Origin of the sequence: Streptomyces tritici (assembly GCF_048500665.1) — a bacterium.
GTDB lineage: Bacteria > Actinomycetota > Actinomycetes > Streptomycetales > Streptomycetaceae > Streptomyces > Streptomyces tritici.
The window spans coordinates 7,238,601-7,265,393 of record NZ_CP183183.1; the positions used below are offsets into that span (position 1 = coordinate 7,238,601).

Annotated in this window: 19 protein-coding genes and 5 pseudogenes; 16 read left to right on the forward strand and 8 right to left on the reverse strand. The window is 69.6% G+C overall.

The genetic code is table 11. The features are described from left to right. The first annotated feature begins 15 nt into the window (after positions 1 to 15). From ACNJ93_RS33605 to ACNJ93_RS33635, 7 genes and pseudogenes are all read left to right on the forward strand, one after another. Positions 16 to 1,275 carry an NAD(P)/FAD-dependent oxidoreductase gene (locus ACNJ93_RS33605; protein WP_418961241.1) on the forward strand — a complete coding sequence of 420 codons (1,260 nt, stop codon included), beginning with the start codon at positions 16 to 18 and terminating at the stop codon, positions 1,273 to 1,275. Then, positions 1,272 to 2,039 carry a DUF1365 domain-containing protein gene (locus ACNJ93_RS33610; RefSeq protein ID WP_418961242.1) on the forward strand — a complete coding sequence of 256 codons (768 nt, stop codon included), beginning with the start codon at positions 1,272 to 1,274 and terminating at the stop codon, positions 2,037 to 2,039. The genes ACNJ93_RS33605 and ACNJ93_RS33610 overlap by 4 nt, the downstream gene beginning before the upstream one ends. Continuing rightward, positions 2,036 to 3,373, forward strand: coding sequence for a class I SAM-dependent methyltransferase (locus tag ACNJ93_RS33615; protein ID WP_418961243.1), 1,338 nt, complete (start codon positions 2,036 to 2,038; stop codon positions 3,371 to 3,373). The genes ACNJ93_RS33610 and ACNJ93_RS33615 overlap by 4 nt, the downstream gene beginning before the upstream one ends. Then, a complete protein-coding gene (locus ACNJ93_RS33620; protein ID WP_418961244.1) occupies positions 3,370 to 4,656 on the forward strand; it encodes a class I SAM-dependent methyltransferase in 1,287 nt (428 codons plus the stop codon). The genes ACNJ93_RS33615 and ACNJ93_RS33620 overlap by 4 nt, the downstream gene beginning before the upstream one ends. Next, positions 4,653 to 5,483 carry a DUF1295 domain-containing protein gene (locus tag ACNJ93_RS33625; RefSeq protein WP_418961245.1) on the forward strand — a complete coding sequence of 277 codons (831 nt, stop codon included), beginning with the start codon at positions 4,653 to 4,655 and terminating at the stop codon, positions 5,481 to 5,483. The genes ACNJ93_RS33620 and ACNJ93_RS33625 overlap by 4 nt, the downstream gene beginning before the upstream one ends. After that, positions 5,480 to 6,241: an alpha/beta fold hydrolase gene (locus ACNJ93_RS33630; protein WP_418961246.1), complete on the forward strand. Its 762-nt coding sequence runs from the start codon at positions 5,480 to 5,482 to the stop codon at positions 6,239 to 6,241. Before ACNJ93_RS33625 ends, ACNJ93_RS33630 begins: the two co-directional genes overlap by 4 nt. Positions 6,242 to 6,288: 47 nt before the next feature. Further along, a pseudogene (locus ACNJ93_RS33635) lies at positions 6,289 to 6,633 on the forward strand (DoxX family protein); the annotation flags it as partial. A gap of 493 nt (positions 6,634 to 7,126) precedes the next feature. On the opposite strand, the gene ACNJ93_RS33640 reads toward ACNJ93_RS33635, so the two are convergent. After that, positions 7,127 to 7,495, reverse strand: coding sequence for a cupredoxin domain-containing protein (locus ACNJ93_RS33640; protein ID WP_418961247.1), 369 nt, complete (start codon positions 7,493 to 7,495; stop codon positions 7,127 to 7,129). 244 nt (positions 7,496 to 7,739) lie between these two features. Next, positions 7,740 to 7,919 carry a hypothetical protein gene (locus ACNJ93_RS33645; RefSeq protein ID WP_418961627.1) on the reverse strand — a complete coding sequence of 60 codons (180 nt, stop codon included), beginning with the start codon at positions 7,917 to 7,919 and terminating at the stop codon, positions 7,740 to 7,742. Positions 7,920 to 7,973: 54 nt separating this feature from the next. On the opposite strand from ACNJ93_RS33645, the gene ACNJ93_RS33650 reads away from it, so the two are divergent. The 5 genes and pseudogenes from ACNJ93_RS33650 to ACNJ93_RS33670 all read left to right on the forward strand — a co-directional run bounded on the left by ACNJ93_RS33650 (position 7,974) and on the right by ACNJ93_RS33670 (position 12,400). Beyond that, positions 7,974 to 8,345 carry a hypothetical protein gene (locus ACNJ93_RS33650; protein WP_418961248.1) on the forward strand — a complete coding sequence of 124 codons (372 nt, stop codon included), beginning with the start codon at positions 7,974 to 7,976 and terminating at the stop codon, positions 8,343 to 8,345. Positions 8,346 to 8,867: 522 nt separating this feature from the next. Further along, on the forward strand, positions 8,868 to 9,224 hold the full coding sequence (locus ACNJ93_RS33655; protein ID WP_418961616.1) for a ribosomal protein L7/L12: 357 nt from the start codon (positions 8,868 to 8,870) through the stop codon (positions 9,222 to 9,224). Positions 9,225 to 9,523: 299 nt separating this feature from the next. After that, a pseudogene (istA, locus tag ACNJ93_RS33660) lies at positions 9,524 to 11,123 on the forward strand (IS21 family transposase). Next, positions 11,120 to 11,904, forward strand: a pseudogene (gene istB / locus ACNJ93_RS33665) (IS21-like element helper ATPase IstB). The pseudogenes istA and istB overlap by 4 nt, the downstream one beginning before the upstream one ends. 37 nt (positions 11,905 to 11,941) lie before the next feature. Next, on the forward strand, positions 11,942 to 12,400 hold the full coding sequence (locus ACNJ93_RS33670) for a DUF4279 domain-containing protein (protein WP_418961249.1): 459 nt from the start codon (positions 11,942 to 11,944) through the stop codon (positions 12,398 to 12,400). Positions 12,401 to 12,572: 172 nt separating this feature from the next. Here the strand turns inward: ACNJ93_RS33670 and ACNJ93_RS33675 are convergent, their stop codons facing one another. Both ACNJ93_RS33675 and ACNJ93_RS33680 read right to left on the reverse strand, forming a co-directional pair. Beyond that, the gene (locus ACNJ93_RS33675; protein ID WP_418961250.1) at positions 12,573 to 13,499 is read right to left on the reverse strand and encodes a hypothetical protein; all 927 of its coding nucleotides are present in this window, start codon (positions 13,497 to 13,499) and stop codon (positions 12,573 to 12,575) included. 1,242 nt (positions 13,500 to 14,741) lie between these two features. After that, on the reverse strand, positions 14,742 to 15,068 hold the full coding sequence (locus ACNJ93_RS33680; RefSeq protein ID WP_418961251.1) for a hypothetical protein: 327 nt from the start codon (positions 15,066 to 15,068) through the stop codon (positions 14,742 to 14,744). 466 nt (positions 15,069 to 15,534) lie between these two features. Between ACNJ93_RS33680 and ACNJ93_RS33685 the strand changes: the two genes are divergently transcribed. Next, on the forward strand, positions 15,535 to 15,729 hold the full coding sequence (locus ACNJ93_RS33685) for a hypothetical protein (protein WP_418961252.1): 195 nt from the start codon (positions 15,535 to 15,537) through the stop codon (positions 15,727 to 15,729). Positions 15,730 to 15,806: 77 nt separating this feature from the next. Beyond that, on the forward strand, positions 15,807 to 15,995 hold the full coding sequence (locus ACNJ93_RS33690; protein WP_418961253.1) for a hypothetical protein: 189 nt from the start codon (positions 15,807 to 15,809) through the stop codon (positions 15,993 to 15,995). Between the two features lie 152 nt (positions 15,996 to 16,147). Here ACNJ93_RS33690 and ACNJ93_RS33695 read toward each other — a convergent pair whose 3' ends face one another. Together ACNJ93_RS33695 and ACNJ93_RS33700 are read right to left on the reverse strand one after the other, a co-directional pair. Continuing rightward, a complete protein-coding gene (locus ACNJ93_RS33695) occupies positions 16,148 to 16,612 on the reverse strand; it encodes a hypothetical protein (protein WP_418961254.1) in 465 nt (154 codons plus the stop codon). Further along, the gene (locus ACNJ93_RS33700) at positions 16,570 to 17,184 is read right to left on the reverse strand and encodes a hypothetical protein (protein ID WP_418961255.1); all 615 of its coding nucleotides are present in this window, start codon (positions 17,182 to 17,184) and stop codon (positions 16,570 to 16,572) included. Before ACNJ93_RS33700 ends, ACNJ93_RS33695 begins: the two co-directional genes overlap by 43 nt. A 118-nt stretch (positions 17,185 to 17,302) precedes the next feature. Here ACNJ93_RS33700 and ACNJ93_RS33705 point away from each other — a divergent pair. After that, a pseudogene (locus ACNJ93_RS33705) lies at positions 17,303 to 17,488 on the forward strand (IS5/IS1182 family transposase); the annotation flags it as partial. Between the two features lie 391 nt (positions 17,489 to 17,879). On the opposite strand, the gene ACNJ93_RS33710 reads toward ACNJ93_RS33705, so the two are convergent. Then, positions 17,880 to 18,950, reverse strand: a complete 1,071-nt coding sequence (locus ACNJ93_RS33710) for a Dyp-type peroxidase (RefSeq protein WP_418961256.1) — start codon at positions 18,948 to 18,950, stop codon at positions 17,880 to 17,882. Positions 18,951 to 19,696: 746 nt separating this feature from the next. Here ACNJ93_RS33710 and ACNJ93_RS33715 point away from each other — a divergent pair. Continuing rightward, the gene (locus tag ACNJ93_RS33715; protein WP_418961257.1) at positions 19,697 to 25,897 is read left to right on the forward strand and encodes an IPT/TIG domain-containing protein; all 6,201 of its coding nucleotides are present in this window, start codon (positions 19,697 to 19,699) and stop codon (positions 25,895 to 25,897) included. Here ACNJ93_RS33715 and ACNJ93_RS33720 read toward each other — a convergent pair. Further along, positions 25,894 to 26,729 (reverse strand): annotated as a pseudogene (locus ACNJ93_RS33720) (IS5 family transposase). The gene ACNJ93_RS33715 and the pseudogene ACNJ93_RS33720 overlap by 4 nt on opposite strands. Between the last annotated feature and the right edge of the window lie 64 nt (positions 26,730 to 26,793).

Here is a 26,793-nt window from a genome sequence, read left to right on the forward strand (position 1 = left end):
GCGGGAGCGGATGTGGTGAAGCACCGGAAGGTGGCGGTAGTGGGCTCCGGGGTGGCGGGGCTGACGGCCGCATATGTCCTGGCGTCTTCGTCCGAGGTCACCCTGTACGAGGCGGACGGACGGCTCGGCGGCCACGCCCACACCCGCGAACTGGAAGCCGCTGGTGGCAGGGCCGTGGCCGTGGACTCCGGCTTCATCGTCCACAACGAACGCACCTACCCCACACTGCTCCGTCTGCTCCGGGAGCTGGGGATCGGTACGCAGGACGCCGAGATGAGCATGTCGGTGCGGTGCGACGGCTGCGGCCTCGAGTATGCGGGCGCCCGCGGCCCGGCGGGGCTGTTCGCCTCCCGTCCCACCTTGCGGGGCCGCTACCTGCGACTGCTGGCGGAGGTTCCGGTCTTCCACCGCGCCGCCCGCCGCCTGCTGGCCCGCACCGCACACTCGGGCGTCACCTTCGGGGACTTCCGGCGCGACGGCGGGTTCTCCGCCTACTTCGTCAGTCACTTCGCCCTCCCGCTGGTCTCCGCGGTGTGGTCCTGCCCGGCACACACCGCCCTGTCCTACCCCGCCGCCTATCTCTTCGCCTTCCTCGACCACCACGGCCTGCTCTCCATCACCGGCTCCCCGCAGTGGAAGACCGTCACCGGCGGCTCGTCCGCCTACGTCGACGCCGCCGCCAAACACATCCAGCGCGTCCGGACCTCCAGTCCCGTCAACACCGTGCGGCGCACCAGCCGAGGTGTCCTGATCACCACCGGGGACGGAACCACCGACGCCCACGACGCCGTCGTGATCGCCGCCCATCCCGACCAGGCACTGCGCATGCTCGCCGACCCCACCACGGACGAGAAACGGCTTCTGGGCGCCTTCACCTACTCCCGCAACCCCACCGTCCTGCACACCGACACCACCGTCCTGCCCCGATCGCCGCGCGCCCGCGCCTGCTGGAACTACCGCATGACCGGCTGCGATCCCACGACCGAGCCCGTCCGCGTCAGCTACGACATGCGCCGGCTCCAGCAGCTGCCCGCCGGCGCCGACTACGTCGTCACCCTCGGCGGTGAGGACGGCATCGCGGCGGACCGGGTGGTGGAGCGGATGGTGTACGAGCACCCGGTGTACACCCCGACCTCGGTCGCCGCGCAGCGGGAGCTGCCCCGACTCAACACGGGCATGACCGCGTACGCCGGGGCCTGGCACGGCTGGGGCTTTCACGAGGACGGCTGCCGTTCCGGCGTGGAGGCCGCCCGCTCGTTGGGGGTGAGCTGGTGACCCGGACCGACACCACCGCCGCGCCCACGGCGGCCGGGACGCCGGCGCTGTACGAGTCCGTGATCACCCACGTGCGTCGCGTACCCCTGCGCCACACTCTGCGGCACCGCACGTACCTGTGGTGCGTGGATCTGGACCGGTTGCCGGTGCTGCCCCGACCGCTGCGCCCGCTGGCCCGCTTCGACGCCCGGGACCACTTCGCCGGCACTGCGGGGTCCCTGCGCGCCGGACTCGACGCCTACCTCGCCGCGCACGGCATCGACCTGGAGGGCGGGCGGGTGGTGATGCTGGCGCACGCCCGGGTGTTCGGGTTCGTCTTCAACCCGCTGACCGTGTTCTGGTGCCACGACTCCTCCGGTTCCCTGGTGTGCGTGGTCGCGGAGGTCCACAACACGTACGGGCAGCGCCACTGCTACCTGCTGCGCACCGACGAGGCCGCTGAGGCGGAGGTGGACAAGGAGTTCTACGTCTCGCCGTTCTTCGCGGTCGAGGGCCGCTACCGGATGCGCTTGCCGCTGCCCGGCGAACGGCTCGGTCTGACGGTCCACCTGGAGCACGACGGCGACCGGGGGTTCACCGCCGTGGTCCGGGGCGTCCGTCGCCCCGCGAGCGTGCCCGCCCTGCTGTCCGCGGCCGTGCGCAGGCCCTGGTCCACCGCCGCGGTCTGGGCCGGAATCCGCCGCCACGGCATCCACCTGCTGCTGCGCGGACTCCCCGTGCACCCACGCCCCCGTACCGCCCCGCAGAAAGGCATGCTGCCGTGACCCGCTCCGCCCCCACCTCGCAGGCCCGCTCCCAGCCCGCCGGCCGCACCGTCGGGATCCCTCCCCAGCCGATCCCGAGCAGCGGGCCCGCAGCCGCGCCGACCGTCAGGCGGGCGGACGTCGACGCGGGCCGGTGGCCCGACGTGGCCCGGCTGCCGTCGGCGGCACCCGTCCGTACCGCCATCGCCAGGCACCTGGTGAGCCGCGCCCTGAACCGGCTGAGCCTGAGCGTGCCCACCGGAGGCGCCCGGGTGAACACGGCCGGCACGCGGATGACCGTTCACGACCCCCATGCTTTCCACCGCCGCATCGGCCGCGACGGGCTGATCGGCTTCGGAGAGTCCTACCTGGCCGGCGAGTGGGACAGTGACGACCTGGCCGGCGTCCTGACCGTCCTCGCCGCCCACGCCGACGAGCTGGTCCCCGCCCCGCTGCGCCGGCTGCGCGGTCTGTGGGTGTCCGCCCGCCCCGTCGCCGACCGCAACACCCGCGCCGGGGCCCGCGACAACATCCAGCGTCACTACGACCTGTCCAACGACCTCTTCGCCACGTTCCTCGACCCCACCCTCACCTACTCCTCCGCCCTCTTCACCGCATTCCCCGCCCGCTTCGAGTCCCTCACCGCCGCCCAGCACCGCAAGATCGACCGGCTCCTGGACCTCGCCGCCGTCGGTGAAGGCACACGCCTGCTGGAGATCGGCACCGGCTGGGGCGAACTCGCCCTGCGGGCCGCCGCCCGCGGAGCCCAGGTCACCACCCTGACCCTCTCCACCGAACAGGCCGCCCTGGCCCGCGAGCGCATCGCGGCCGCCGGGCTCGCCGACCGGGTGGACGTCCAGCTGCGCGACTACCGCGACGTCGAAGGCAGGTACGACGCCGTGATCAGCGTCGAGATGATCGAAGCTGTCGGCGCCGAGTACTGGCCCGCCTACTTCACGGCCCTGCGCCGCGCGCTGGCCCCCGGCGGCAGGATCGCCCTCCAGGCCATCACCATGGGCCACAGGCAGATGCTCCACACCGCCGCCACCCACACCTTCATCAGCAAGTACGTCTTCCCCGGCGGCCTGATCCCCTCCCGCGAGGCCATCGCCGAACACTCCGCTGCAGCCGGTCTGAGCACGGTCGCCGACGACGGCTTCGGCGAGCACTACGCCGAGACGCTGCGCCTGTGGCGCGAACGGTTCACCGCCCACCGCCCGGTCGTCACCGGCCTCGGTTTCGACCCGGTCTTCCAGCGCATGTGGGAGTTCTACCTCGCCTACTCGGAAGCCGGATTCCGCTCCCGCTACCTCGACGCCCGCCAGCTCCTCCTCATCGAAGGAACCCACCGATGAAGCCCGCCGCCGACCGGCTCGCCCAGCTCCTCGGCCACGTCGTCCCCGGCCCCCTTCCCGTGCGCGTCCGCGCGTGGGACGGCAGTCAGGCGGGGCCCCCGGACGCACCCCTGGTGGTGCTCCGCTCGCCCGTGGCCCTGCGCCGCCTGCTGTGGCAGCCGGGCGAACTCGGCCTCGCCGAGGCGTACGTCACCGGGGACCTCGACGTCGACGGCGACCTCGCCGACGCCCTTGCCCGCGCCGGCCGGAGCGTCCGCGACCGGCGCTCGGCACGCCCCGGGCCGGCGGGCATGGCCGCGGCCACCGCCCTCGCGGTACGCCTCGGTGCCGTCGGCCCGCCCCCGAAGCGCCCCGACGGGCGGGCCCGCCTGACCGGCGGCCTGCACAGCGTCGCGCGCGACCGCGTGGGCATCAGCCACCACTACGACCTCTCCAACGACTTCTACTCCCTCCTCCTCGACGAGACGATGGCGTACTCCTGCGCCTACTGGACCCGGCCCGGCGACCCGACCTACACCCTGGCCGACGCGCAGCGCGACAAACTCGACCTGATCTGCCGCAAACTGGGCCTCGGCCCCGGCGACCGGCTGCTCGACGTCGGCTGCGGCTGGGGCTCCCTCACCGTCCACGCGGCCCGCGCGTACAAGGTCCGCGTCACCGCGGTCACCCTGTCCCGCGCCCAGCACGAATTCGTCACCGCGCGGGCCGTCCGTGAGGGGGTGGCCGATCTCGTGGACGTCCAGCTGCGGCACTGGCGGGACATCGACGGCGGCGGCTACGACGCGGCGGCCGCCGTCGAGATGGGCGAGCACGTTGGCGACGCCGAATACCCCGCCTTCGCCACCAAGCTGCACGACACGCTGGGCCCCGAGGGCCGCCTCCTGATCCAGCAGATGTCCCGCGGCGCCCACGCGCCCGGCGGAGGCGCGTTCATCGAGACCTACATCGCCCCCGACATGCACATGCGCCCGGTCGGCCGCACCGTGGACCTGCTGGAGGACGCGGGCCTGGAGACGCGTTCCGTGGAATCCCTCCGCGAGCACTACGCCACCACCATCGACGCCTGGCGCGCCACCCTCGAGGAGCGCCTGCCCGACATCGAGGCCCTCGTCGGGAGGACGACCGCCCGGGTGTGGCGCCTGTACCTTGCCGGCGCCTCGCTCGCCTTCTCCGAACGCCGCATGGGCGTCGACCAGATCCTCGCCGTACGGCCCACCCGCGAAGGAGCGTCGGACATGCCCGCCACCCCCGCCGCCTGGTACGCCCCCACGAGCCCGGCGTGAGCGCCACCGACTGGGGCGCCCTCGGCGTCAACCTCGCCGCCGCGGCGGGCGCGGCGCTGACGGTGCTGCTCGCCACCTTCGCCGTCGGCCTACGCCGCGGTCTGCACCGTATCGTCGACATCGCCTGGGGCCTCGCGTTCGGCGCCGTCGCCGCCGTGACCTGGCTGCTGTCCGCCGGACACGGCGACGACGGCCGCCGCCTGCTCGTCGCCGCTGCGACCGCCGTCTGGGGACTGCGCCTGGCGGCCCACATCGCCCACCGCTCCCGCGGACACGGCGAAGACCCTCGCTATATCGCCCTCCTCGACAAGGCGCCCGGCAGCCGGACCCTCTACGCGCTCCGCACCGTCCACCTCGGCCAGGCCGCCCTCGTCTGGCTGATCTCCCTCCCCGTCCAGGCCGCCTCCTACAGCTCCGCGCCCCTGGACGCCCTGGCGTACGCCGGGCTCGCGGTGTGGGCGACCGGTCTCGCCGTCGAGGCCGTCGGCGACCACCAACTGGCCCGCTTCAAGGCGGGCCCCGCCAACCAGGGACGGATCATGGACCGGGGCCTGTGGGCCTGGACCCGGCACCCCGACTACTTCGGGGACAGCCTCGTCTGGTGGGGCCTGTACCTGCTCGCCTGCACCGCCTGGCAGCCGGCCCTCGCCGTCCTCGTCTCCCCGGTCCTGATGACCCTGCTCCTCACCGCCGGCAGCGGCAAGCGCCTCCTGGAGAAGCACATGGCCCACCGCCCCGGCTACGCCGCCTACGCCGCCCGCACCAGCGGCTTCCTTCCCCTGCCACCCCGTAGAACCGCTCGTGGCAAGCCGGAGAGCACGAAATGAGCGGATCCGAGCGAAGCGGCGCCTTCCGCAACCTCCACATGCCCGAGCGCCGGTTCCTGCCCGCGGTCGGCGCGGTACTGCTGCTGCACGGCGGACGTGCCGACTCCCTCGCACCCCCGCCACCCCTCAACCTGCCCGACCTGAGGATGAGAGCTTTCGCCCGGGCGCTCGGCCAAGACCCCCGCCACGCCGACGTCCTCATCGGCTACGTGCGCTACCGGACGCGCGGCTGGAACGGAGAGCGAGCCGACCCCGTCCACGACACACGCCGTGCCCTGGCCGAACTTGCGGACGTGGCCGGCCCTCTGCCCGTGGTGCTGCTCGGGCACTCCATGGGCGCCCGGGCCGCGCTGCGCGCCGCCGACGATCCGCACGTCCGTGGCGTCGTCGCTCTCGCCCCCTGGTGCCCTCCCGGTGAGCCGGTCACCCACCTCGCCCAGCGCACCGTTATCGCCCTCCACGACCCAGCCGACCCGATCACGGCCGCCACCGACAGCTGGGCCTACCTCCACCGCGCCGAGGCGGCCGGGGCCCGCGTCCGAGGCATCCGCATGCCCGGCGGCCGCCACACCATGATCAGCCGCTCACGCCTCTGGCACAGCCTCGCCACCCGCAGCACAGCCGAAGTCCTCGGCCTGCCATCCCCACCTTGCGCCTCCAACCCGGAGACGATGTGGGGGGCCGGGCCGCTGGACGCCGCCCTGTTCATCCCGTCCGCCGGTGAGCGTCAAACGATCCGCCCGCGCCGCCGCAACTGATGCGTTCCCGGACACTTGGCCCTGCGCCCTCTCGATCGAAGGAACTTATGACCCCTGCTCGTTCCGCGCTTCTGCTCGCCGGGCTGATGGCCTCGGCGGGCTTCGCTCACTTTGCCGCACCCAGGCAGTTCGACTCCATCGTGCCGCGTTCTCTGCCAGGCAGCCCCCGGGCCTGGACCACGGCCAGCGGCGTGGCCGAGCTGGCCTTGGCCGCCGGACTCGCGCTACCGGCGACGCGAAAGGCGAGCGCCCACGCAACCGCCCTGTTCTTCGCCGGAGTGTTCCCGGCGAACGTCAAGATGGCCTATGACTGGCGTCACCGTTCGAGGACGGCGAGAGCCGTCGCCTGCGCGAGGCTTCCCCTTCAGGTCCCGCTGATCCTCTGGGCCCGCCACGCTGGTATGCAGGACGTCAGGCACCGCCCCCGGCGTCCGCGAGCGACGAGGAGCAATGAGGTGGCGAGCAGTGAGAGCACTTGGGCGATGACGACAAGATTCTTGTCGGTGAACCAGGCCGGTTCCTACATGTCGGGCAGGGGGCCGAGTTCGCCGACGTCGACGACGTAGCGGTAGAGCCGCAAGTCCGCCGGCGGCGACGATCAAGGCCAAGGTGTCGGCCAGCGGGCGGCGCCAGACGACGAGGACCAGCAGCGCCGCGAGTGCGGCGGTGGCGGCTTCGATCCTGAAGAGGGTGCCCTGGCTGAGGGTGGCGCTGACGGCGTCGTGGCGTTCGGCGAGACGCGCGTGGTGGTGGGCGTCGGCTGCAACACGGACCGCGGCTAGGAGACGAGCGACGGTGTGCAGTTTCCGGTGTGTGCTGTCCGGCCGCATCGGATCGAGGTGCACGGGATGGTCCCATGGTGAGACGCCGCGCGGCCTGTGCGGGTCAGCGGACGGTGAGTGTGCCGGTCATGGACGGGTGGATGTCACAGAGGTAGCGGTAGGTGCCAACGGTGGGCGGTGCGATGAATGTGGCTGTCCTGCCGCCTTCGATGGTGCTGGTGTCGAAGGCGTTGGCGGCCTCGGCTGTCACGGTGTGGGGGGCGGAGTCCTCGTTGACCACGGACACCTTGGCTCCTGGTGCGGCGGTGAGGTCGGTCGGCTCGAAGCGGAAGTCCTTGATGACGATGCGCGCCCCGTTGACCGACGTGGAGGACGGCGTCGAGGGCGACGGGGAGGTGAGCGCGGGCCCGCCGGAGGATGAGCAGCCTGCGAGGGCGATCAGCAGGCACAGCCCGGCGAACGTCAAGACCACGTGCGGACTACGGGGGCGGCGACAGACAAGCATGGGACTCTCCTGGGTGCGCTGGGTGGGATGCCCGACTGCCACAGAAGCCGCATGGGTCCCCGGACAACCGATTCGGTGCGCAGACCGGGTGCGGTTGCAGTCTTCGGTGAAGCGTGGTGACGGCCTCGGCATCGAGTGGTCGCCGAGGCCGGCACGAGGGCGAAACGGCTACGGCCCTCATGGCTTGCAAGCCTCACCTTCTTGCTCTGGGCTAGTAGTTCTTGCCCATGGAGCCGCCGCTATGGCGTTCGATGGTGCCGCAGCTGGCGGGGGCGGTGGCTTCCTGGGGCAGCTTGGGGGCGAGTTCGCTCCTGCCCTTGCCGAAGTCGTACATGCCGCTGCCGTTCGGGTCGATTCCGTGCTGCAGGGTGAATCCCGGCCTGCTCCTCAACCTGCACCTTCCCGGGCAGCGTTGGCCCTCATGTCCCAGGCGTGGAGCGTCTACGTGGAACTGGACTCTCGCGACGTGTCCGACGACGCGATGGACGGGCTGCACGAGAACCTGGCCGAGGCGTCCCCCGCCGTCGGGACCGCCCCGAACGGCAACTTCAGCGTCTGGATCTTCGTCGACACCGCAACCGCCCGCCAGGCCGACGAAGCCGCACTGAAGGCCGTGACCGCCGCCGCCCCCGCTCAGGGGATCACCGCGCCCCTCGTCGGCTTCGAGGTCCTGATGGAGGACGAACTCGACCGCCGCAATGACGAGCCGACCGGCCCCGCCCTCGTCGGCACCGCCAGATCGCCGAGATGTTCGGCGTCATCCGTCAGCGCGCGAGCCAGCTCAGCGACGACTTCCCGCCGGCCGTCGCCACGCTGAAGGCGACCCCGGTGTTCCTCCTTGAGCAGGTGGAGGCGTTCGGTCATCGCTGGGACGGGCAAGGGGAGCAAGGGCGGCCGGCCGCCGAATCCGGTCGAGCTCACCGGCGTCGAGTGGGACCTCCTTGCGGCCCTTGGCATCGCCAGGAACGCCGCCGTGCACGGAGAGGCCGGCAGCGGGCATCGGCGGTGGCAGCGTGCCCTGGGTGGGCATGGCCGCCGTGCACCACCTCGTCCCCTTGGAGCGCGGAGACGACGCCCTCGAGGTGCCGGTTGCGCCGCCGCTCGTCTCAGGGCCTCGAGTTCGGGGCAGGTGGCCAGATGGTCTTGAGCCGGAGTTGTTCGATCCCGGTCAGCGTCTCGGGTCGGCTGAGGATCCATCTCGTCACCACACGGGATGCCTCGGGTTGCTCGGTGACTGACCGTGGTGCGTTGCCGCTTCTGTCGCAGGTAGGCGCTGACCCGGCCGCAGCTGCCTCGCCAGCTCAAGGGAACGATCTCCTCCCAGAGCTTCCAGGCGTTGGTGCAGCCCTCGTCCCAGCGCTTCGTCCAGCTCGCTCAGGGCGTGATCGCCGCATCTCGCCATATGCTGCGGGCCATCTGCTTGCTGATGGAGGGATCGGACACGGTGAGCGAATCGTTCTTGCTGGTCTGCGACGACGTGCCGCACACCGTAGTTCTGACTGACTGCGGCCCTCGGGCCATTGAAATCGTGAAACTACTTCGTACGCGAACCGGGCTGAGTCTGCGGCACTGCAAGTCCCTCGTCAGCGAACCCCCTGCGACCATCCTCGAGAACGTGCCGGAAGAAGTCGCCACCGCCATGATGGCCGAACTCCGCGCAGCCGGTGCCGCCGCTCACGTCGAAGCGAAACAGTAGGCCTTCGGCCATTTCAACGTCACAAGATCCCCCGACAGAGCCGAATTACGTGAACGTCGTGAGGGCCGGCTCTACCTGCCCCGGGAACGCACCGGGAATCTACAGGCGGGCAGTAGCCGATGTCGCGTGCCCCGCTGGCGTTAACGGTCTGAGTTGGCCCCACCTTTCCGGCCCGAGTTGGCCCCGCCAGGGGGGGCGCGCGGGAGCGTTCGGGGGTTGTTCCGGCTTGAGTTGGCCCCACCCCCGGCGTGGGGTTGGGACGCTCGGTGTAGGTCTCCGTGAGGGGGCGATGCCGGGTGGTGTGCTCGAAGGAAGAGCTGTTCCTGCTGATCCGCCGGGACTCGTGGCGGGACGGGCTGTCTGTCCGCGTCCTCGCGCGAAAGTACGGCGTCCACCGGCGGCTGGTGCGCGAGGCCCTGTGTTCGGCGGTGCCGCTGCCGCGGCGGACACCGAGGAGGCATTCCCCGAGGCTGGAGCCTTTCAAGAAGACGATCGACCAGTGGCTGCTGGACGACCTGGAGGCTCCGCCGAAACAGCGGCACACAGTGAAGCGGATCCTGGCTAGGCTTCAGCAGGAGCTCGGGGCGGAGATTGCCTACTCAACCGTGTGGGACTACGTCCACCGGCGCCGGCAGGAGATCGCGGAGGCCGCCGGGGCGGCACCCGCGGCGGGGTTCGTGATCCGGCACAATCAGCCAGGCATGGACGCGGAGGTCGACTTCGGCGAGGCCTGGGTCGATCTGGCCGGCGAGCGCACCAAGTGCTACCTGTTCGCGTTCCGGCTCGCTACTCCGGCAAGGCCGTCCACCGGATCACTGCCTCCTGCGGCAGGAGGCCTTCCTCGACGGTCACGTCCACGCGTTCCACACCCTGGGCGGCATACCCGGAGGCCAGAACGGTATGACAACCTCTCACCCGCCGTGTCCAGGGTGATCCGCAAGAGCAGGTCGCGCGAGGAGCATCCGCGCTGGCACGACTTCCGCCAGCACTACTCGATCACCCCTTTCTATTGCGAGCCGGGACTGCGCGGCGCCCACGAGAAGGGTGGGGTTGAGGGCCAGGTCGGCTACTGGCGCCGGAACTACGTCACCCCAGTTCCGCGAGTCGACTCCCTCGACGAGCTCAACGACGCCTTCGCCGCGTTCGAACAGGCCGAAGAAACCGGCGGATCGGGATGCGGATCAGGACCATCGGCCAGGACTTCGCCCACGAGGCCCCGCTCCTGCTGCCCCTCCCCGGCGAGGAGTTCGAGACCGGGCTCGCCTTCGACCCGCGCGTCGACCGCTACGGCATGGTCGCCGTCCGCGTCGTCTGCCGCTACTCGGTCCCGGTCCGCTACGTCGGCCGCCAAGTGCACGTCCTGCTCCGCTCGAACGAGGTCGTCGTCTTTCACGGCCACACTGAGATCGCTCGCCACCCGCGCCGGACCACTTCTTGGAGGTCCTGCTGGCCAAGCCGGGGGCCTTGGCCGGCTTCGAGGCACTCGACCAGGCCCGCCGCGCGGGCACCTTCACCCCCGCTCACGAGGCGTTCTGGTCCGCGGCCAAGCACGCCCTCGGCGAGAGCGACGGCACGAAAGCCCTGGTCCATGTCCTGCTGCTGCACCGGCACCTGCAACACCGCGACGTCGTTGCCGGCATCCAGGCCGCCCTCGCGGCCGGGGCCTGCACCGCCGACGTCGTCGCGCTGGAGGCGCGCAAGGCCGCCGAGACCGAGGGCCGCTCACCGACGGTCACGGTCACCGTCCCGCCGCCCGAACCTGTCGCCCCACCCGAGTTGCCGCTGCCGAGCCTGACCGAACGAAGAACCGCCCGCCTGCCACCCGACCAGCGTCCCCTTCCAGCGCTTGAGCGCTGGGACCAGCTCCTGCACCACCGACCCGGAAGGGACCCTCGATGACCGGCCCGCACCATACCCTGACCGAGCCCGCCTCCGACGCCGCCATCGACACCGCCTGCCGAGTCCTGCGGCTGCCGACCATGCGGGCCCAGTTCGCCGACACCGTCACCCGGGCCGAGCGCGAGCACCTTTCCTACCGCAGCTTCCTCGCCGAACTGCTGATGGCCGAGTGCGAGGACCGCGACCGCCGCCGCTCCGAACGGCGCATCCGCGCGGCCGGCTTCCCGCGCTCGAAGTGGCTGTCCGACTTCGACTACACGGCCAACCCCAACGTCACACCCGCCCTGGTCAACAACCTCGCCACCTGCGAATGGGTCAAGAAAGGCGAGCCACTCTGCCTGATCGGCGACTCCGGCACCGGCAAGACCCACCTGCTGATCGGCCTCGGCTCCGCCGCCCCAATGGCCGGCTTCCGGGTCCGCTACGCACTTGCCGCCCGCCTGGTCAACAAGCTCGTCGAAGCCGCAGACGAGAAACAGCTGACCAAGACCATCGCCCGCTACGGCCGCGTCGATCTCCTCTGCATTGATGAACTTGGCAACCTCGAACTGGACCGCGTGGCGCCGAGATGCTGTTCCAAGTTCTGACCGAGCGGGAGGAAAAGAACAGGGTCGCGATCGCATCGAACGAATCGTTTGGGGGCTGGACCAAGACCTTTACCGACCCCCGGCTCTGCGCGGCCATCGTCGACCGCCTCACCTTCAACGGCACCATCATCGAGACCGGCACCGAGTCCTACCGGCTCGCCCAGACCAAAGCCAAGCAGCAGGCGAGGAAATAGTCAGGCGGCCGTGCGGCCGCGTCGGTAGTCTCCGCGGGTGTCGTTGACTCAGTACGTCTACTTTGCGATCTCCAGCGTGGGCACCACTGCCGACGAGATTACCCAGCTGCTTGGCGTGGAACCGGACGAGGTCACGGTGCGGGGGAGCCTGACAACCTCACCTCACACCATCCCGTTCTGTCACTGCTGGAAGGTTGTCTGCCGCGAGCCCGGCCTGCCAGTCGACGTGCAGATTGACCAGGTCATCGGCAGGCTCCGGCCCCGCATGGAGGCGCTCACCAATTTGACAATCCGTCTTGCAACCGAGGAAGGCCCCGGGGGCACGATTCTGCAGGTCCATCGCTACTTCAGCCGGCATGACGAGCAGACCTCCGACTCGCCGGACGACGCGAACCTCTTCGGCTGGCGCCTGGACCGCGCGGTGGTGGACTTCCTCGTCGCAACCGGCGCAGATCTGGATGTCGGCGAATACGACATGGCGCCCAGCGACGACTGACACCACCCCCATCGAAGCAAGGCCACTACAGACCGGAAGCGGGGCCACTCCGGGCCGGAACACAAGGGGTCCGTCGCAGCAAACCGGGGCCAGTTCAGACCGGAAAAGTGGGGCCAACTCAGACCGTTAACGCCACCCCGCTGCTGCGCCGGCGACACCGGCATTGACGTGCCTATCCGAACCACTCGGGAGGCAGCTGCTCGACTGTTTCGGCTGCCGGGCAGTTCTTGCGGATCACCTGGCCCGTGCAACCCCATCCTGCGCCGATGACATGGGCGAAGTACTGAGCGGGCCTCTTCGGTGCAGCCTCCGTGGTGAAAGTTGCGGTGCCCTTGGGGATGCGTTGGGTGTGAGCGCCGGAGGTGTCCGTGTACGAAGCGTCGATATGCCATGTGCACATGCGGTCGGACACACGGGGCTGGATGTGCATGGCCATGTTCGATTGACCGTTGCCCAGCTCGATGACGTTGTGGCGGAAGAACAGCTGTCCCTGGTCCTCGCCCTCATCCAGGACATAGGGCCCATGCGTTCGTTCCTTCGTGTCCCCGGTCAGATCCCACATCAGACCCTGCCGGCCCTCAGCGCCGGCCGGCGGCAGGTCGACGACGGTCTGTGCGGTCGACGGTCGACATGAGTCTTTGACAGCAGTCATGCTGTTGATCGTGAGTCCGGCGGTGCGGTCGCTGTTGAGGTTCAGGTTGAACGACTGGGCCCACCGCCAGTCTGCTGTGTAACGGCCATCCTCCAAACCATCGTTCGGGAAGGCCGCGGGTGCCGCGTACTCCACGAGCCGTCCACCAAGCGGTGTCAAGAACCGCCACACATTCAGGCCGTCACCTTCGACCTTGATGGCGGTGAGCCCTGCCTGTTCACCCGCGGTCAGCTTCCGGTCCAGCAGGACGATGAAGTTCTCCGGCGGGTCCTGCTCGATGTCACGGGGAGTGACAACGGAGACGAAGGCAGGCTGTTCGCGGTCAGCGGTACTGGCGGCCTTCCTGTCTGCGCGCGCCCGGTCGTCCACCGTGGCTCGGTCCAGGATGTAGTTCGCATAGTAGGCGAACAGAAGGCCGCCCAGGACGACTACGACCGCGCCCGCCATGTAAAGCGCCCGATGCCTCGCAGACAACCGACGAAACCCTGGCAGGCGCTCGTCAGCCAGAACGTCCCACGCAGTCTGAGGCGGACGTCGGACGTCTCCGGAGCAGGCCGAGGCGCGCCGTTGTGGACCGGAGAAGACGTCGGGACCCGTACAGGAGCAGTCATGCCTGGTTCCTGTGACGACGTCGGAGCTGATGCCGGAGCAGCCGCGCTCGGTTCCGGCGATGCCTGGGCAGGCGCTGGAACAGCCTCGTCCCGGTTTGGTTCCTCCGAGCCGGGCGCCGGACGCGGTGCAGGTGGAGTCGTAGCCATGAATCCCCCAATTCATCGGTCCGGGCACGCGGTCACCCCCACTCGGCAGAGCGACCGGCCGAACACCCCACACGGTGAGTCCGGGGAGGCTCTGCATCCCGAGCCGGCGGCCCACCTCGTGAACCATGCAGTCAATATGGCCTAGTGCACGGCTCGCTGCACCTACCTGCTCTGGCCCGCCCACCCGCAACGTGAGGGAGAGACCCGTCTTCAGCGGCGTGGCCGAGGCGGTGATCGACGTTCTCAGATGCGTGCCAGGGCCTGTGCGCCGTCATCGGCGACGCGCCGCCGACCGGACGCGAGGAGTGACCTGTACGCCGACGGCCCGCAGCGGCACCTGGCCGGATATCGACACGACGGCCCGTCAGCCCAAGGGGGGGCGAGGGACCGGACCAGACCAATGCAGTTGCCTTAGTGGTCGGTTCTGGAGGTCCTTCGGGGGGTGACTCTCGGATCCTCACGCGAGGCAGTGCGAAGGAGGCTCGGCGGTGGTGGTGCGGGTGTAGAGGACGGAGCGGCTGGAGCGGTGGGCGCCGACCAGGCCCGCGTTGTGCAGCGCGGTTAGAGCGGCGCACGTGGCGCTCCAGTACTACCCCGACGTCGTCGCCGGCGACGCCACTGCGACCGGATAGGGAGGCGGGCGAGCATGGCGTCGATGCAGCCGATACCCGAGCGGCTCGCCAAGCATCGGGCCGTACGGGACTGGCTCTGGTACATGCTGAGGGTGGCTGAGCGGACGATCCAGGACCTGGAGGCGCAGGAGGCCGAGGAACACCAGAGCCGTCTACTCCAACGACCCCGCCGCCCCCGGATCCCTGATCTTCGGCCAGCCCTGAGCACATGCAGCCCCGCGCCCCCGGCACCATGACCAGGTGCCGGGGCGCACCCCTGGCGGCACCGGCCCTGATTCCCCGGGCGCTAGGCCGACTTCTTACGGCGCGGGGCTGACTTCTTCGTCGTCGCCTTCTTGGCCGCGGCCTTTTTCGCGGCCGTTTTCTTCGCCCGCGTCTTCGGGGCGGGCATCTCGTGCACCGTCGCCTTGCCGGCCGTCTCGCCGCGGCGCTCCCATGCGGCCTGGACGGTCTGCTCCAGGGCTGCCATCAGGTCGACCACGCACGCGCCCGGCCGGCTCCGGTTCCTCGGTGACGGCGTGCGGTTCGTGGTGCTCGGCCTTGGCCTCGATGATTTCCACGACCGCGTCGCGGTAGTGGTCGACCAGCTCCAGCTGGTCGAGGCTGTCGGCGCTCATCGTCTCCATCAGGGGAGCGCCCCGTCGATCTCCTCCGCAGTGAGGTCCGCCGGCGGCGGGAGAAGGGCCTCGGGGGAGCGGATCTCGTCGTCCCAGTGCATGGTGTCGATGACCATGACGTCGCCGACGACCCGTTCAAGGCCGCCGAGACCGCCAACAGCAAGCGCGTCACCCGGACCAAGGCCCGCATGGACCAGCGCACCCCCGAACGCCTGCCACTACTGGAGGTGTTCGCCCGGGAGGTCGCCGAGCATCATCGCCTGCGTACGGCCCACCTGGAGATCGTTCGCGCCACGCCGCCCGGCGCCCGCTTCACCTCGACGGCGCCCCCTGCTTCCGGGGCGCGAACCCGGCCGGCGCCGCCGCCCGCGACGCCGACGGCCGCCTGCTGCACCTTGATCGCGCGGAGCACCGGGCGTTCTGGCCCTGGGCGACGGTCGAGTTCCTGCGCCCCACCGGCGCCCGGGTGGAGGAGATGCTGGAGATCACCCACCACGCGGTGATCCAGTACCGGCTGCCCACCACCGGCGAGATCGTCCCCCTCCTGCAGATCGCCCCTTCCAAGAACGACGCCGAGCGCGTCCTGCTCGTGAGCCCCGAGCTCGCCGACGTCCTGGCCACGATCACCGCCGCGCACGCGACCCGAAGACGGGCCTTAGGTATCCCATGACGAGTCGAAGCAGCAGCCCGGGGTACGCCACTCGATCGTGTGAGACTCGCGATGTTTGTTCGGGGTAGCAGCTGGGCGTGGCGGAGATTTCCGAACAGGGCGTGTCGTTTGAGCTACGACAGGTGATGGGCGAGATTGTGGCGGCGGTACGCCACGGCGACGACGCCCGGCTGGAGATTCTCCTCGAACGCTTCGCCGGGATGGCAGACGACGTCCAGGCGGTGTTCCTACTTCGCTCACTGTTGCGCGAGGGGCAGACCGACTGAGCACCAGCCGCCTCGGCGTACTGTCAGAGGCGGACGGTGGTCAGCGTGCCCACACGCGGAACTAGAACCTGGTCCAGGTAGGACCCGGAGCGTCACAAGATCAGCGACAGAGCCGCGCTTCGTACCCATCCCGCGCACTCCGGGCTGGCTCTTCAGGGCCCGTCGGAGAATCGCACGCGCACTGCGAGGAGGTCACCCGACGGATCCAGGTCGGCGATCACCGGGAAGTAGCCGTCGCCCCAGGTCGTCATCGCGCACAGTACTCGGGCATCACCGAGGTCCACGGATCCGGCCTCGACGTGCGAAGCGCGTACCTCGCGCATGATCTGCCAGTGGTGGGAGTGCGGCCGGAAGTCCACCGCCATGCGCCGTCCGGTCTCGTCCTTCCATCTCAATAGAGCGCGAGCTCTGTCCATGGCCTCGGAGACGGGCAGGCCCGTCCACCCGCGAACACCATCCTCGCCGGGCTCGCCCAGTTCAGGTGCGGCAAACGTCGCGGCCGCCTCGTCTGCCGCGGCACCCCAGAACGCCACATCGGCCAGGCCGTCCACCGGCTCATCGTGCTGCCAGATGTTCAAAGCGTCGACATCACCGAACAGCACACGGGCCCAGTCCACGCCGATGTCACCAGGGGGACCGATGACGTCACCCGGCCCTCACCCATCCGGATCGAGATCTCGGACCAGCGTTCCCCGACACCGTCGCCGTGGTCGACCCGTGTAGCCAGCACGGGCAGGTGCCGGCCTCGGGGTACGCCGCCTACGGCAACGACGGGAACCCCGAACATCAAGAAGCTGCCACCGCCCTCTTCCCCCGTCCGTCGGGCCCTTTGGGCATGGGACTCCCGAACCGGCAGGGACTCCAGCCGTGCGTCGAGGCCGGCAGACCGGCGGTGACTGTTGAACGCCGCCTCGAACTCGACAGCCTTCGAAGCCGGGATGTCATGGAGCCTGGAGCCCGGCTGCCGGCCAAAAGTCCGGACGGCTTCGGAAGCGTCCGGCCCGGTGACCACGAAGTCAATGGCGCCCGTGACGTCGGCGGCCATGGCAGCGTCCTCGATACCCAAGGAAGCCGGATCGACGTCCGCCGGCGACCGGTCCCCGCTCCACAGCCCCAGGTGACCACCGTCAATGAGCACCAAGGTGCCGGACGGGCACACGATGGCCCCCAGCTCGAACGTCTCTTCCATGGCGCGCGAGTCTACGGCCCGCCGGCAAGCCGTCCGCAGGCGGATGACTCAGCTGTCGGACGGCCACTGGGACTCTGCATTGCACCGCACGAGTGTGCACATTCACGCGAACGCCGACACCCACGGCTCCGGACTGGGCAAGGTGCGCTGGGTGGTCGGGCGCGCCTTCGTCTGGCTGCACCAGTTCAAACGACTCCGCACCCGCTACGAACGACGCGCCGATCTCCACCACGGGCTGCTCGAACTGGCCTGCAGCCTGATATGCCTCCGCCGGCTCCAGCGAACCCAGACGCGAGATCAGTAACGGAGGAGAGCCTCGGCCCCATTGATACGCACCATGCAGTTTTTGAAGGGCTGCAACGGAGGTTGCCGACCGTCAACCGGAGCCAGGGTGAGCTCCAGGTCCTGCAACGGCTTGGCCAGGGCGACAAACCTGGCCCCATCCGGATCCGGGCCTCTGAAGGCCGCCCAGGCATCGAACAACGCCCTCACGCCCTCCCAGCCCGGACCTGGGGTGAAACGCGCCAGGAAGAACGGCTGGTCACAGCCGTACTCACGGAGCTCACCGACCAGGACATCTCCTCGCAAGAGCCGCCACTGCGTCATCTGGTGCCCCCGTCCTCCAGCGTCCGGTCGAAGTCGCATCTTCGCAGCGCATATCTGTCTGACCAAGCGCGTCATTCTGAAACGATCAGTTAGAACGCTGCCCTGACCCACTCGCCACCGCGCGGCGGCACGAAGTAGTAGCCACCACCGGTCGTGAGCAGGTACTTCGCCATCGACTCCCCGGCCAGGCGTCGCTGCACCGTCTCGAAGCCAGCTTCCAGGTCCCGCTGAAAGCACGAGAACACCAGGCCCACATCGCCGTCGCCGCGGTCGTAGCTATAGCTGCGACGCACGAGGGGTGGCGGGTTGCGCGGGTCGGGGGCAGCGAGGCGGACATGGGAGTCGAGCGGGGTGCGCCGGCCGCGCGGGTCGGCGGCGAAGTTTGCCCGTTCCTGGACGGGCGTTCCGTCGAGCCAGCGGCCGTCGCGGCGCCGTCCGATGATGTGTTCCTGTTCCTCGACGGTGTCCTTGTCCCACAGCTCGGTGGCGAGGCGGATGATGCGTACAACCTGGTAGGTGCCCCCGACTGCCCACGCTGGCTCGCCTTGGTCCCGCCGGACCAGGGCGCGTTCGTCGACGGAGCGCTGGTCGCCCGGGTTGCCGAATCCTTCGGTGAAGTGGAAGGGGTTCTTGGCCAGTCCGCGTCCGTCCTGCGCACGGCTGTCCGCGCGGAATCCGCTGATCCGCCAGCGTGGAGTCCATCCGGCCAGGCGCGTGGTGAGGTCCTGCTCCGCACGGGTGACAGCAGCTCGCGAGTCAGCTGCCAGTTGGACGAGAACATCCCCGTGCGAGTGGCTCGGATCGAGGACGTCGCCGGGGAAGGACGGCATGGGCTTGAGTAGACGGGGGGTTCTTCCCGAGCTCCCCGACCTTGTGAACAGGCGGTGGCCCAGCGCGAGGGTGGCATGGCCTTTACCAGGGCTGACATCGCGGAGGGTGGCAGTTAAGTTTCCAACGGCCGCGGTCGGCCCCTTTTCCCAGCCTTCTGGCGCATCGAGTGCGATGAGGGCCACATGCCGGGGCGGCTCAGCGCCCAGGAGGACCGCGGGGGCTTGAGAGCCCGTATCCGTCTGCTCGTCGGTCTCAGATGACCGCATCAGTGCGGCTGCTCCGGCCGATCCCGCGACAAGGCCGGCGGTGACGGAGCCCGCGACGAGCATCGAGCGGCGGCTCAGGCGGGAGCGAGACGTGCTCAGCTGGTCGGATTCCTCTGATGCGGATCTCAACAGCCCCTCCTGGTCCGTTCCGGGCACGCAGGCGCGACCGCCGAGTCCGCGCGCCTAGTCGCGGTCACTCTAGATCGTGAGCTTGGCGGCTCGAGCGTCCTAGTGGCTCGCAATGTGGCATCGCATCAGTTCCGGCCAGCTGGTGGCTGGTTTGGTGTGCGGGCTGATTCGGGGGTGTGGGTCGGGCTGGTGTTGTTGGGTGTGGGGTTGGGGGTTGGGTGGGTTTTGGTCGTGTGGGGGTGGGGTGGTTGGGGTGGGTGTGCGGCGGGGTGGTGGGTGGGGTTTGGGGGGTGTTGTGGGGTGTAGGTGGGGTGGTGGGGTGGCTGGGATGTGACGGATGTGGGGGGTGGGGTGTTCGATTCGGGTGAGCGAGTGACGGTGTGTGTGTAGGTTGTGACGGCCTGTGCGGGGAGTGCGGGCTGTGGGCTGTTCGGGCCTGATGTTGCTGCTCTGGGGAGGGCGCAGTGCGTATGCACGGCGAGCGGTTGGGTCTTCGTGTGTCGAGGCGTTGGCGGTCGTTGACCGTCGGCGTGGTGGCGGTGGCGTTGGCTGCGGGGACGGTGTCGGCGGAGGCTTCGCCGTCGCCTGGCCCGTCGGTGTCTGCGTCTTCGTCGTCTTCTCCCTCGCCGTCGGTGTCGCCGTCGGCTGTGCCGAAGCCGAAGGCGGGTCCAAGCAAGCAGTTGGCCAAGACGGCGGCCGAGGCTGCTGCTGCGCCGACGACCGACGATGCGGTGTACGCGTACGACGCGGCCGGCCGCATGGTGGGGGTCACCGACCCTGATGGTGAGACGGCCCGTTACCGGTATGACGCGGCGGGGAACCGGCTGGCGATCGACCGGTTCGTGTCGTCGTCGTTGTCGGTGCTGTCGCTGGTGCCGGTGCGTGCGGCGGAGGGTGCGACGGTGACGCTGTCGGGCACCGGGTTCTCCACGACTGCTGCGTCGAACTCGGTGAAGTTCGGCACGGTGTCCGCCGAGGTCGTTTCGGCGACCGCGCATCGCCTGGTGGTGAAGGTCCCCGCGGGGGCTCCGGCGGGCAAGGTGTCGGTGACCGTGGGGGCGTCGACTGTCGAGTCGGCGGAAACGTTCACTCCGGCCGCGCCGGCCCCGGTGATCACGAAGATCGAGCCGGACTCCGGCTACGCCGGTTCGGATGTGGTGCTGACCGGTTCGGGCTTCGCGTCCGGTGCCGCCGACAATGTCGTGCGGTTCGGCGGCGGGCTGGTGGCCCAGGTGAAGGCGGTCACCGCTTCGTCGTTGACGGTGACGGTGCCTCAGGGCGCGTCCAACGGCGAGGTGGAGGTGGTGACCCGGGACGGCCGGGCGGTGTCGCCGGTGAACTACCGGGTGCTGTACGGGTCTGGTGAGGGGCAGATCGAGACCTCCGAGACGACCTCGGTGACGGACACCACCCCGCCGTCGGTGTCGGTGACGACGCCGGGCAACAAGGCGCAGGTGCTGTTCGACGCGAACCAGGGCGACGACATCGACTTCGGGTTCACCGGTTCGACGTTCAACAGCGGCGTGACGGGCCGGCTGTACGACCCTGAGGGCAACCAGGTCGGCAGCTCGTTCTACATCACGGACGCCGCGGAGGACGGTGAGGTGAACGGTCTGCCGCTGGGCGGCCGGTACTCGCTGATCCTGGACCCGGGCAGCAGCAACATCGGCGCGATGACGGTGACCGTGTCGAACCCGGTTTCGTCGGCGCTGGATCTGGCCGGGGCGGCCGTGGACGTGGCGATGTCTCGGGCGGGTCAGGACGGGAAGCTGACGTTCGACGCGTCGCTGGGCCAGGCGGTGAGCCTGGCGGTCGACGCCGCTGCCCTGGCGAAGTCGGCGAACGTGCGGCTGTTCGGCCCGGATGGCGCCGAGGTGGACACGCAGTACGCGAGCGCGGGCGGCACGGTTGACGTGGACGTCGACGCGCTGGCGAAGTCGGGTACGTACACGCTGCGGATCGACCCGGTCGACGCCGGCACGGGCACCGTGAAGGTGACCGGCTCGCGCCATCTGGACGCTGGCACGCTGGACCCGGTCGGGCCGGCGGTGACGATGAATCTGTCCCGTGCGGGCCAGAACGGCCTGGCGCGTTTCACCGGGCAGGCCGGCGAGCGCTTCCAGCTCGGCATGACCTCCACCGGATTCACCTCCTACACCACGGTGAAGGTGTACCGCCCGGACGGAACCGAGCTGGGTTACCAGACGGTCTCGGCGGCCGACAGCGATGACTTCGACATCCCGGTGCTGCCGACGGCCGGCACTTACACCGTCCGCGTGGAGCCGCCCGCGGCCCAGTCCGGCACGATCGCGCTGACGCTGTCGAAGTCGGTGAACGCGGCCGCGCTGTCGACGACGGGTTCCGCGGTCTCCGTCACGATCGGCCGGTTCGGGCAGAACGCGGAATCGACCTTCCAGGCAACGGCAGGCGACACGCTGTCCCTGGCCATTCCCACGAACACGCTCACCGTCTACTCGGTCGTGGAAGTGTTCGCCCCGTCCGGCACGAGGGTCGGCAGCCAGTTCACCCTCAGCGCTGGCCGCGCGGAGACCCTGGAGCTCCCGGCCATGCCCGCGACCGGAACGTATCGCGTGGTCATCGACCCCAACGAGGGCGGCACCGGTTCCTTGTCCCTGTCGCTCTCGGCCGACGTGCGGGCCAACCTGACGGTCGACGGCGCATCCGTGCCGGTCGCGCTGGCCCGGCCCGGGCAGCGGGCCCGCGTGGCGTTCACCGCTCCGGCGGGCGGGGCGCTCGGGTTCGCGCTGACCGGGGTCACGTTCGGCAAGCCGGTCACGGCGCGCCTATACGGGCCGTCCGGAGGCAGCGGGGACTACGTCGGCACCGTCTACTCCAACGCCGACGAGGTCTTCTACCTCAAGGGCCTGACCTCCGGCGCCGCCTACACGCTGGTCCTCACCCCTGCAGACGCGGGCAGCGGCAACGCGACGCTGTGGCTGTCGAAGCCGGTCGTGGCCGGGGCCCTGACGGGAACGACCCCGAAGACCGGCACGGCCACACGTCCCGGACAGCAGTTGGAGTTCACCTTCGACGCGGTGGCCGGCGATGGCGCCATGGCCGCGTTCTCCGGCAACACCCTCGGCAACGCCCGTGTCGTGGTCGTCGCGCCGGGCACGACGGCGGAGAACTACCGTGCCTCGCTGACGTCCGACACCGGATTCGCCGACTTCCTCGCCCCGCTTCCGGCGGGCACCCACAAGATCATCATCCAGCCGGACGACCCCAAGACCGGCGCAGTGACCACCACGCTGATACGGGACGCGAACGGGGGCGCGCTGACCATCGGCGGCGCGAAGCGCCCGGCAGCAATCACGACCGCGGAGCAGAACGCGCACTACACCTTCGCCGGCACCGCTGGCCAGAAGCTGCGGCTCGTGCTGGACGCTCCGCCGTACTACTGGTCGCTCACGGTCGTCGCCCCCAACGGGACGCACATGGTCTCCAAGCGCTCCATGTCGGAAACCACCCTCTACACCGACCTGCCCGCGCTGCCGGCCACCGGCACCTACACGGTCCTCGTCGAACCGTGGTCGCAGAAGACCGGCACCTGGAACATCGGCCTGACCACCACCCCGACCGCACTCGCCGCCCCGGCCCCGGCGAAGAGCTCTGCCACCACCGCTGAGAAGACGGCCGAGGCGGAGAAGGCCAAGCAGGCCCCGGCCCCCGCGAAGACCGATGGTGTGGTGCCGTCGGGTGCGGACGCCTGGCAGCCGGGCAAGGCGAACCTCTCCGGCCGCGACTGGATCACCGAGCGCGGCGCCGACGCCCCGAAGGGCCCGGCCGCGCTGCGGGCGCCGCCCAAGTCGACGGCTCTGACCGGCCGTGTGCTGAAGCTGGACGGCAAACCCCTGCCGAACGTCACGGTCACCGCAGGCGGCAAGACTTCCCGCACCGACGCCCAGGGCCGGTTCCTCCTGGCGGGCATCAGCCCGGAGGCGACCACCCTGATCGTCGACGGCAAGAGCGCGAACACCAAGGACCGCTCCTACGGCCGGTTCGACATCCGCATCCAGCCGAAGGCCGGCCGAGCCGTCGACCTCGGCTTCCCGGTGTGGATGACCCCGCTGGACACCAAGCACACCGTCAGGTTCGACGCCCCGGCGAAGACCGACGTCATCCTGAAGACCCCGCAGATTCCGGGCCTTGAGGTCCGCATCCCGAAGGGCTCGGTCGTCCGCGACGACAAGGGCAAGCCGGTCACCGAGCTCGGGATCACCGCGATCCCGATCGACCGGCCCCCGTTCCCGCTGCCGAAGAACAGCGTGATCCCGGTCTACTTCACCGTTCAGCCCGGCGGCACGTACGTCTTCCCCAAGGGCGCGCAGATCGTCTACCCGAACTACACCCGCGAAGCCCCCGGGACGCGTGTGGAGTTCCTGGACTACGACCCGAAGAAGAAGGGCTGGTACGTCTACGGCCACGGCACCGTCACTCCCGACGGCCGCCAGGTCATGCCCGACGCGAAGACCCGCGTCTGGGCCTTCCACGGCGCCATGTTCAACACCGACGGCTGGCTCGGCTGGGCGACCGGCTGGCTCCAGGACGCCCTCGACTGGCTCTCCGGTGACCCCGTCGAGCTCTCGACCGGCTACCTGACCGACTCCCGCACGGACCTGGCGGTTTCCGACCCGCGCGGCAACGCGGAAGTCACCCGCACCTACTGGCAGGGCGACACCGACAAGCGCGCCTTCGGTATCGGACGCGACCTGATCTACAACTCCTTCCTGCACTCCAAGGAGCAGTACAAGGAGGTCGACCTCTACCTCCCCGGCGGCGGCAAGGTCCACTTCGTCCGCACCTCCCCGGGCACCAGTTGGACCGACGCCGTTTTCGAGCCCGTCGGGCCGGGTGCGTTCGAAGGCTCCAAGATCGTCAACGCGAACTCCGAGTGGGAGCTCCGCTTCCGCGACGGCACCGTGTGGACGTACCCGCAGTACGCGCCGCTGTCCAAGATCCGCGACCGGCACGGCAACACCATCAAGATCGACCGGCTCGGCGGCAAGAAGGGCGACATCACCCAGGTCACCACGCCCGGCGGACGGTGGGTCTCCTTCACTTACGACACCCAGCACCGCATCACCGGCGCGAAGGACAACATCGGCCGAACGACTTCCTATACGTACGACACTCTGGGCCGGCTGGAGACGGTGACGGATCCGGCCGGAAAGGTCTCCCGCTACGAGTACGACGGTTCGTCGAACCGGGTGTGGAAGGCCACGGACGCCCGCGGCATCGTCTACATGACCAACGTCTTCGACGGCTACGGCCGGGTGAAGGAACAGACCCTCACCGAAGGCCAGAAGTACACCTTCGCGTACAGCCTCAACGCGGAGCTGAAGCCGACCGCCACCAACGTCACCGAGCCGGGCGGAGCCGTCCGCCGCGTCGATTTCGACGCCAATGGATACGGCGTCAAGGAGACCCAGGCCTACGGCAGCACTTTGGCGAGGGCCACCACCTACACCCGCGACGCGGCCAACCACCGGATCAAGTCGGTCACCGACCCCTACGGCCGGCGCACCGACCTGACCTACGACACGAACGGCTACGTCACCTCCACCACCGAACGCGCCGGCACCACGAACGCCCGCACCTCGGGCACCACCGTCTTCGATGGCCCGTTCGACCAGCCCACCAAGATCACCGACCCGCTCGGCAACGTGACGTCGCTGGCGTACGACGCGGCCGGAAACCTCGACACGGTGACCGATCCCGAGGGCCGCGTCACCCGATACGACTTCGAGCCCGACGGCCAGGTCAAGTCGATCACCGCGCCCGACGGCGCCGTGACGACGTACAACTACCGCTACGGCGACCTGACCTCGGTCAAGGACCCCGAGGGCCGCGTCAGCAGCCGGTTCCCCGACGCCGCCGGCCGATCCACCGTCATGGTCGACAACAACGGCTCGGCCAGCACCGTCATCTACGACGTGCTCAACCAGGCCCGCAAGGCCACCGATCCACTCGGTCAGGCCGTGAGCTTCGCCTACGACGAAAACGGCAACCTCACCACCCTGACCGACGCCCGCGGCAACAGCACCACCTGGACGTACGACCAGGCCGACCGGCCCAAGACGGCGACCGACCCCTACGGCTCCAACGCCGGCTTCGAATACCACCCGGCCGGTCAGGTCTCCAAGGTCACCGACCGCATGGGCCGCATCGCCACCGCCGACTACGACCTGCTCGGCCGGGCGAAAAGCACGAAGTACAACATCGACCTCGCAGGTCAGCCCGAGTCGCAGGTCACCTACGAGTACGACACGTACGACCTGCCGGCAAAGATCACCGACACTGCCGCGGGAACACAGTCGTTCACCTACGACGTCTACGACCGCACCAAGTCGGTCACCGGCCCGACGGGCACCGTCGGCTACGACTACGACACCGCCGACCGCCGCACGACCACGACCGCCGGCGGCGTGACCACGACGTACGGCTACGACAGGTCGAGCATCCTGACCAGCGTCAAGACCGGCGCCCAACAGGTCACCTTCGGCCTCGACCCCGCAGGCCGCGAACAGACCGCCACCTACCCCGGCGGCATGGTACGCACGACAACGTACGGGACCGCCGGCGCCATCAAGTCCATCGCTTACGCGCAGGGCACCGCCTCGGTCGGCACCCTCACGTACAACCGCGACGCCAACGACCAGACCATCCGGAACTACGGCACCCTGGCGAGCATCGCTCTGCCCGCCGCCGAATCCGGAAGCGTCTTCGGCAAGGACAACCGCCTCACCACCTTCAACGGCCGCACCTTCACCTACGACAACGAAGGCCAGCTCACCGACGACGGCAACAACACCTACAACTGGAACAGCCGCGGCCAGCTGACAGGCACTAAGAGGTCCTAACAAAGGCGTTGGACGTGTCGGTGGGTGATGAGGCAGGTGGCGAGGCCGAGGAAGGCTTCGTGGATGTCGTCGCGTCGTTCCCAGCGGACGCGTAGACGCCGGAAGCCGTGCAGCCAGGCAATCGTGCGTTCGACGACCCACCGGTGGACGCCGAGGCCGGAGCCGTGCGGGACTCCGCGTCTGGCGATCATCGGCTTGATGCCCTGGGCGCAGACCAGGCGGCGGTACTTGTCGTGGTCGTAGCCCCGGTCGGCCAGCAGCACGTCCGGTCGCCGCCTCGGTCGTCCGACCAGGCCGGCGACGGACGGGATCTTCGCGAGCAGGGGCATCAGCTGGGTGACGTCGTTGCGATTGCCGCCGGTCAGCGACACGGCGAGCGGGATGCCTTGGCCATCGACGATGAGGTGGTGCTTGCTGCCCGGCCGTGCTCGGTCGACCGGGCTGGGACCGCTTTTGGGCCCCGCCGAGCGGCCCTGACGTGGGAGGAGTCGATCACCGCCCGCGACCAATCCAGCTTCTTCGCGACCCGCAGCTTCTTCAGCAGCACCAGGTGCAACTGGTCCCAGACACCGGCCTCGTTCCACGCGGCCAGACGCCGCCAGCAGGTCATTCCGGACCCGAAGCCCAGTTCCTGAGGCAGGTACTCCCACTGGATCCCGGTATGCAGGACGAACAGGATCCCGCACAGGGCCTGCCGGTCCGGCACCCGCGGCCTACCCTCCACCTGCTTCGGTGCCGGCTCAGGCAGCAACGGCTCGATCAGCGACCACAGTTCATCCGACACGATCCACGGCCGCGACTGACGCTTCCCCACGACCAGACCAACGACCATCCGAACCGAAAGTCACATGATCATCAACTTCTGTTAGGGCCTCTAAGACAGTCGGCGGCACGAC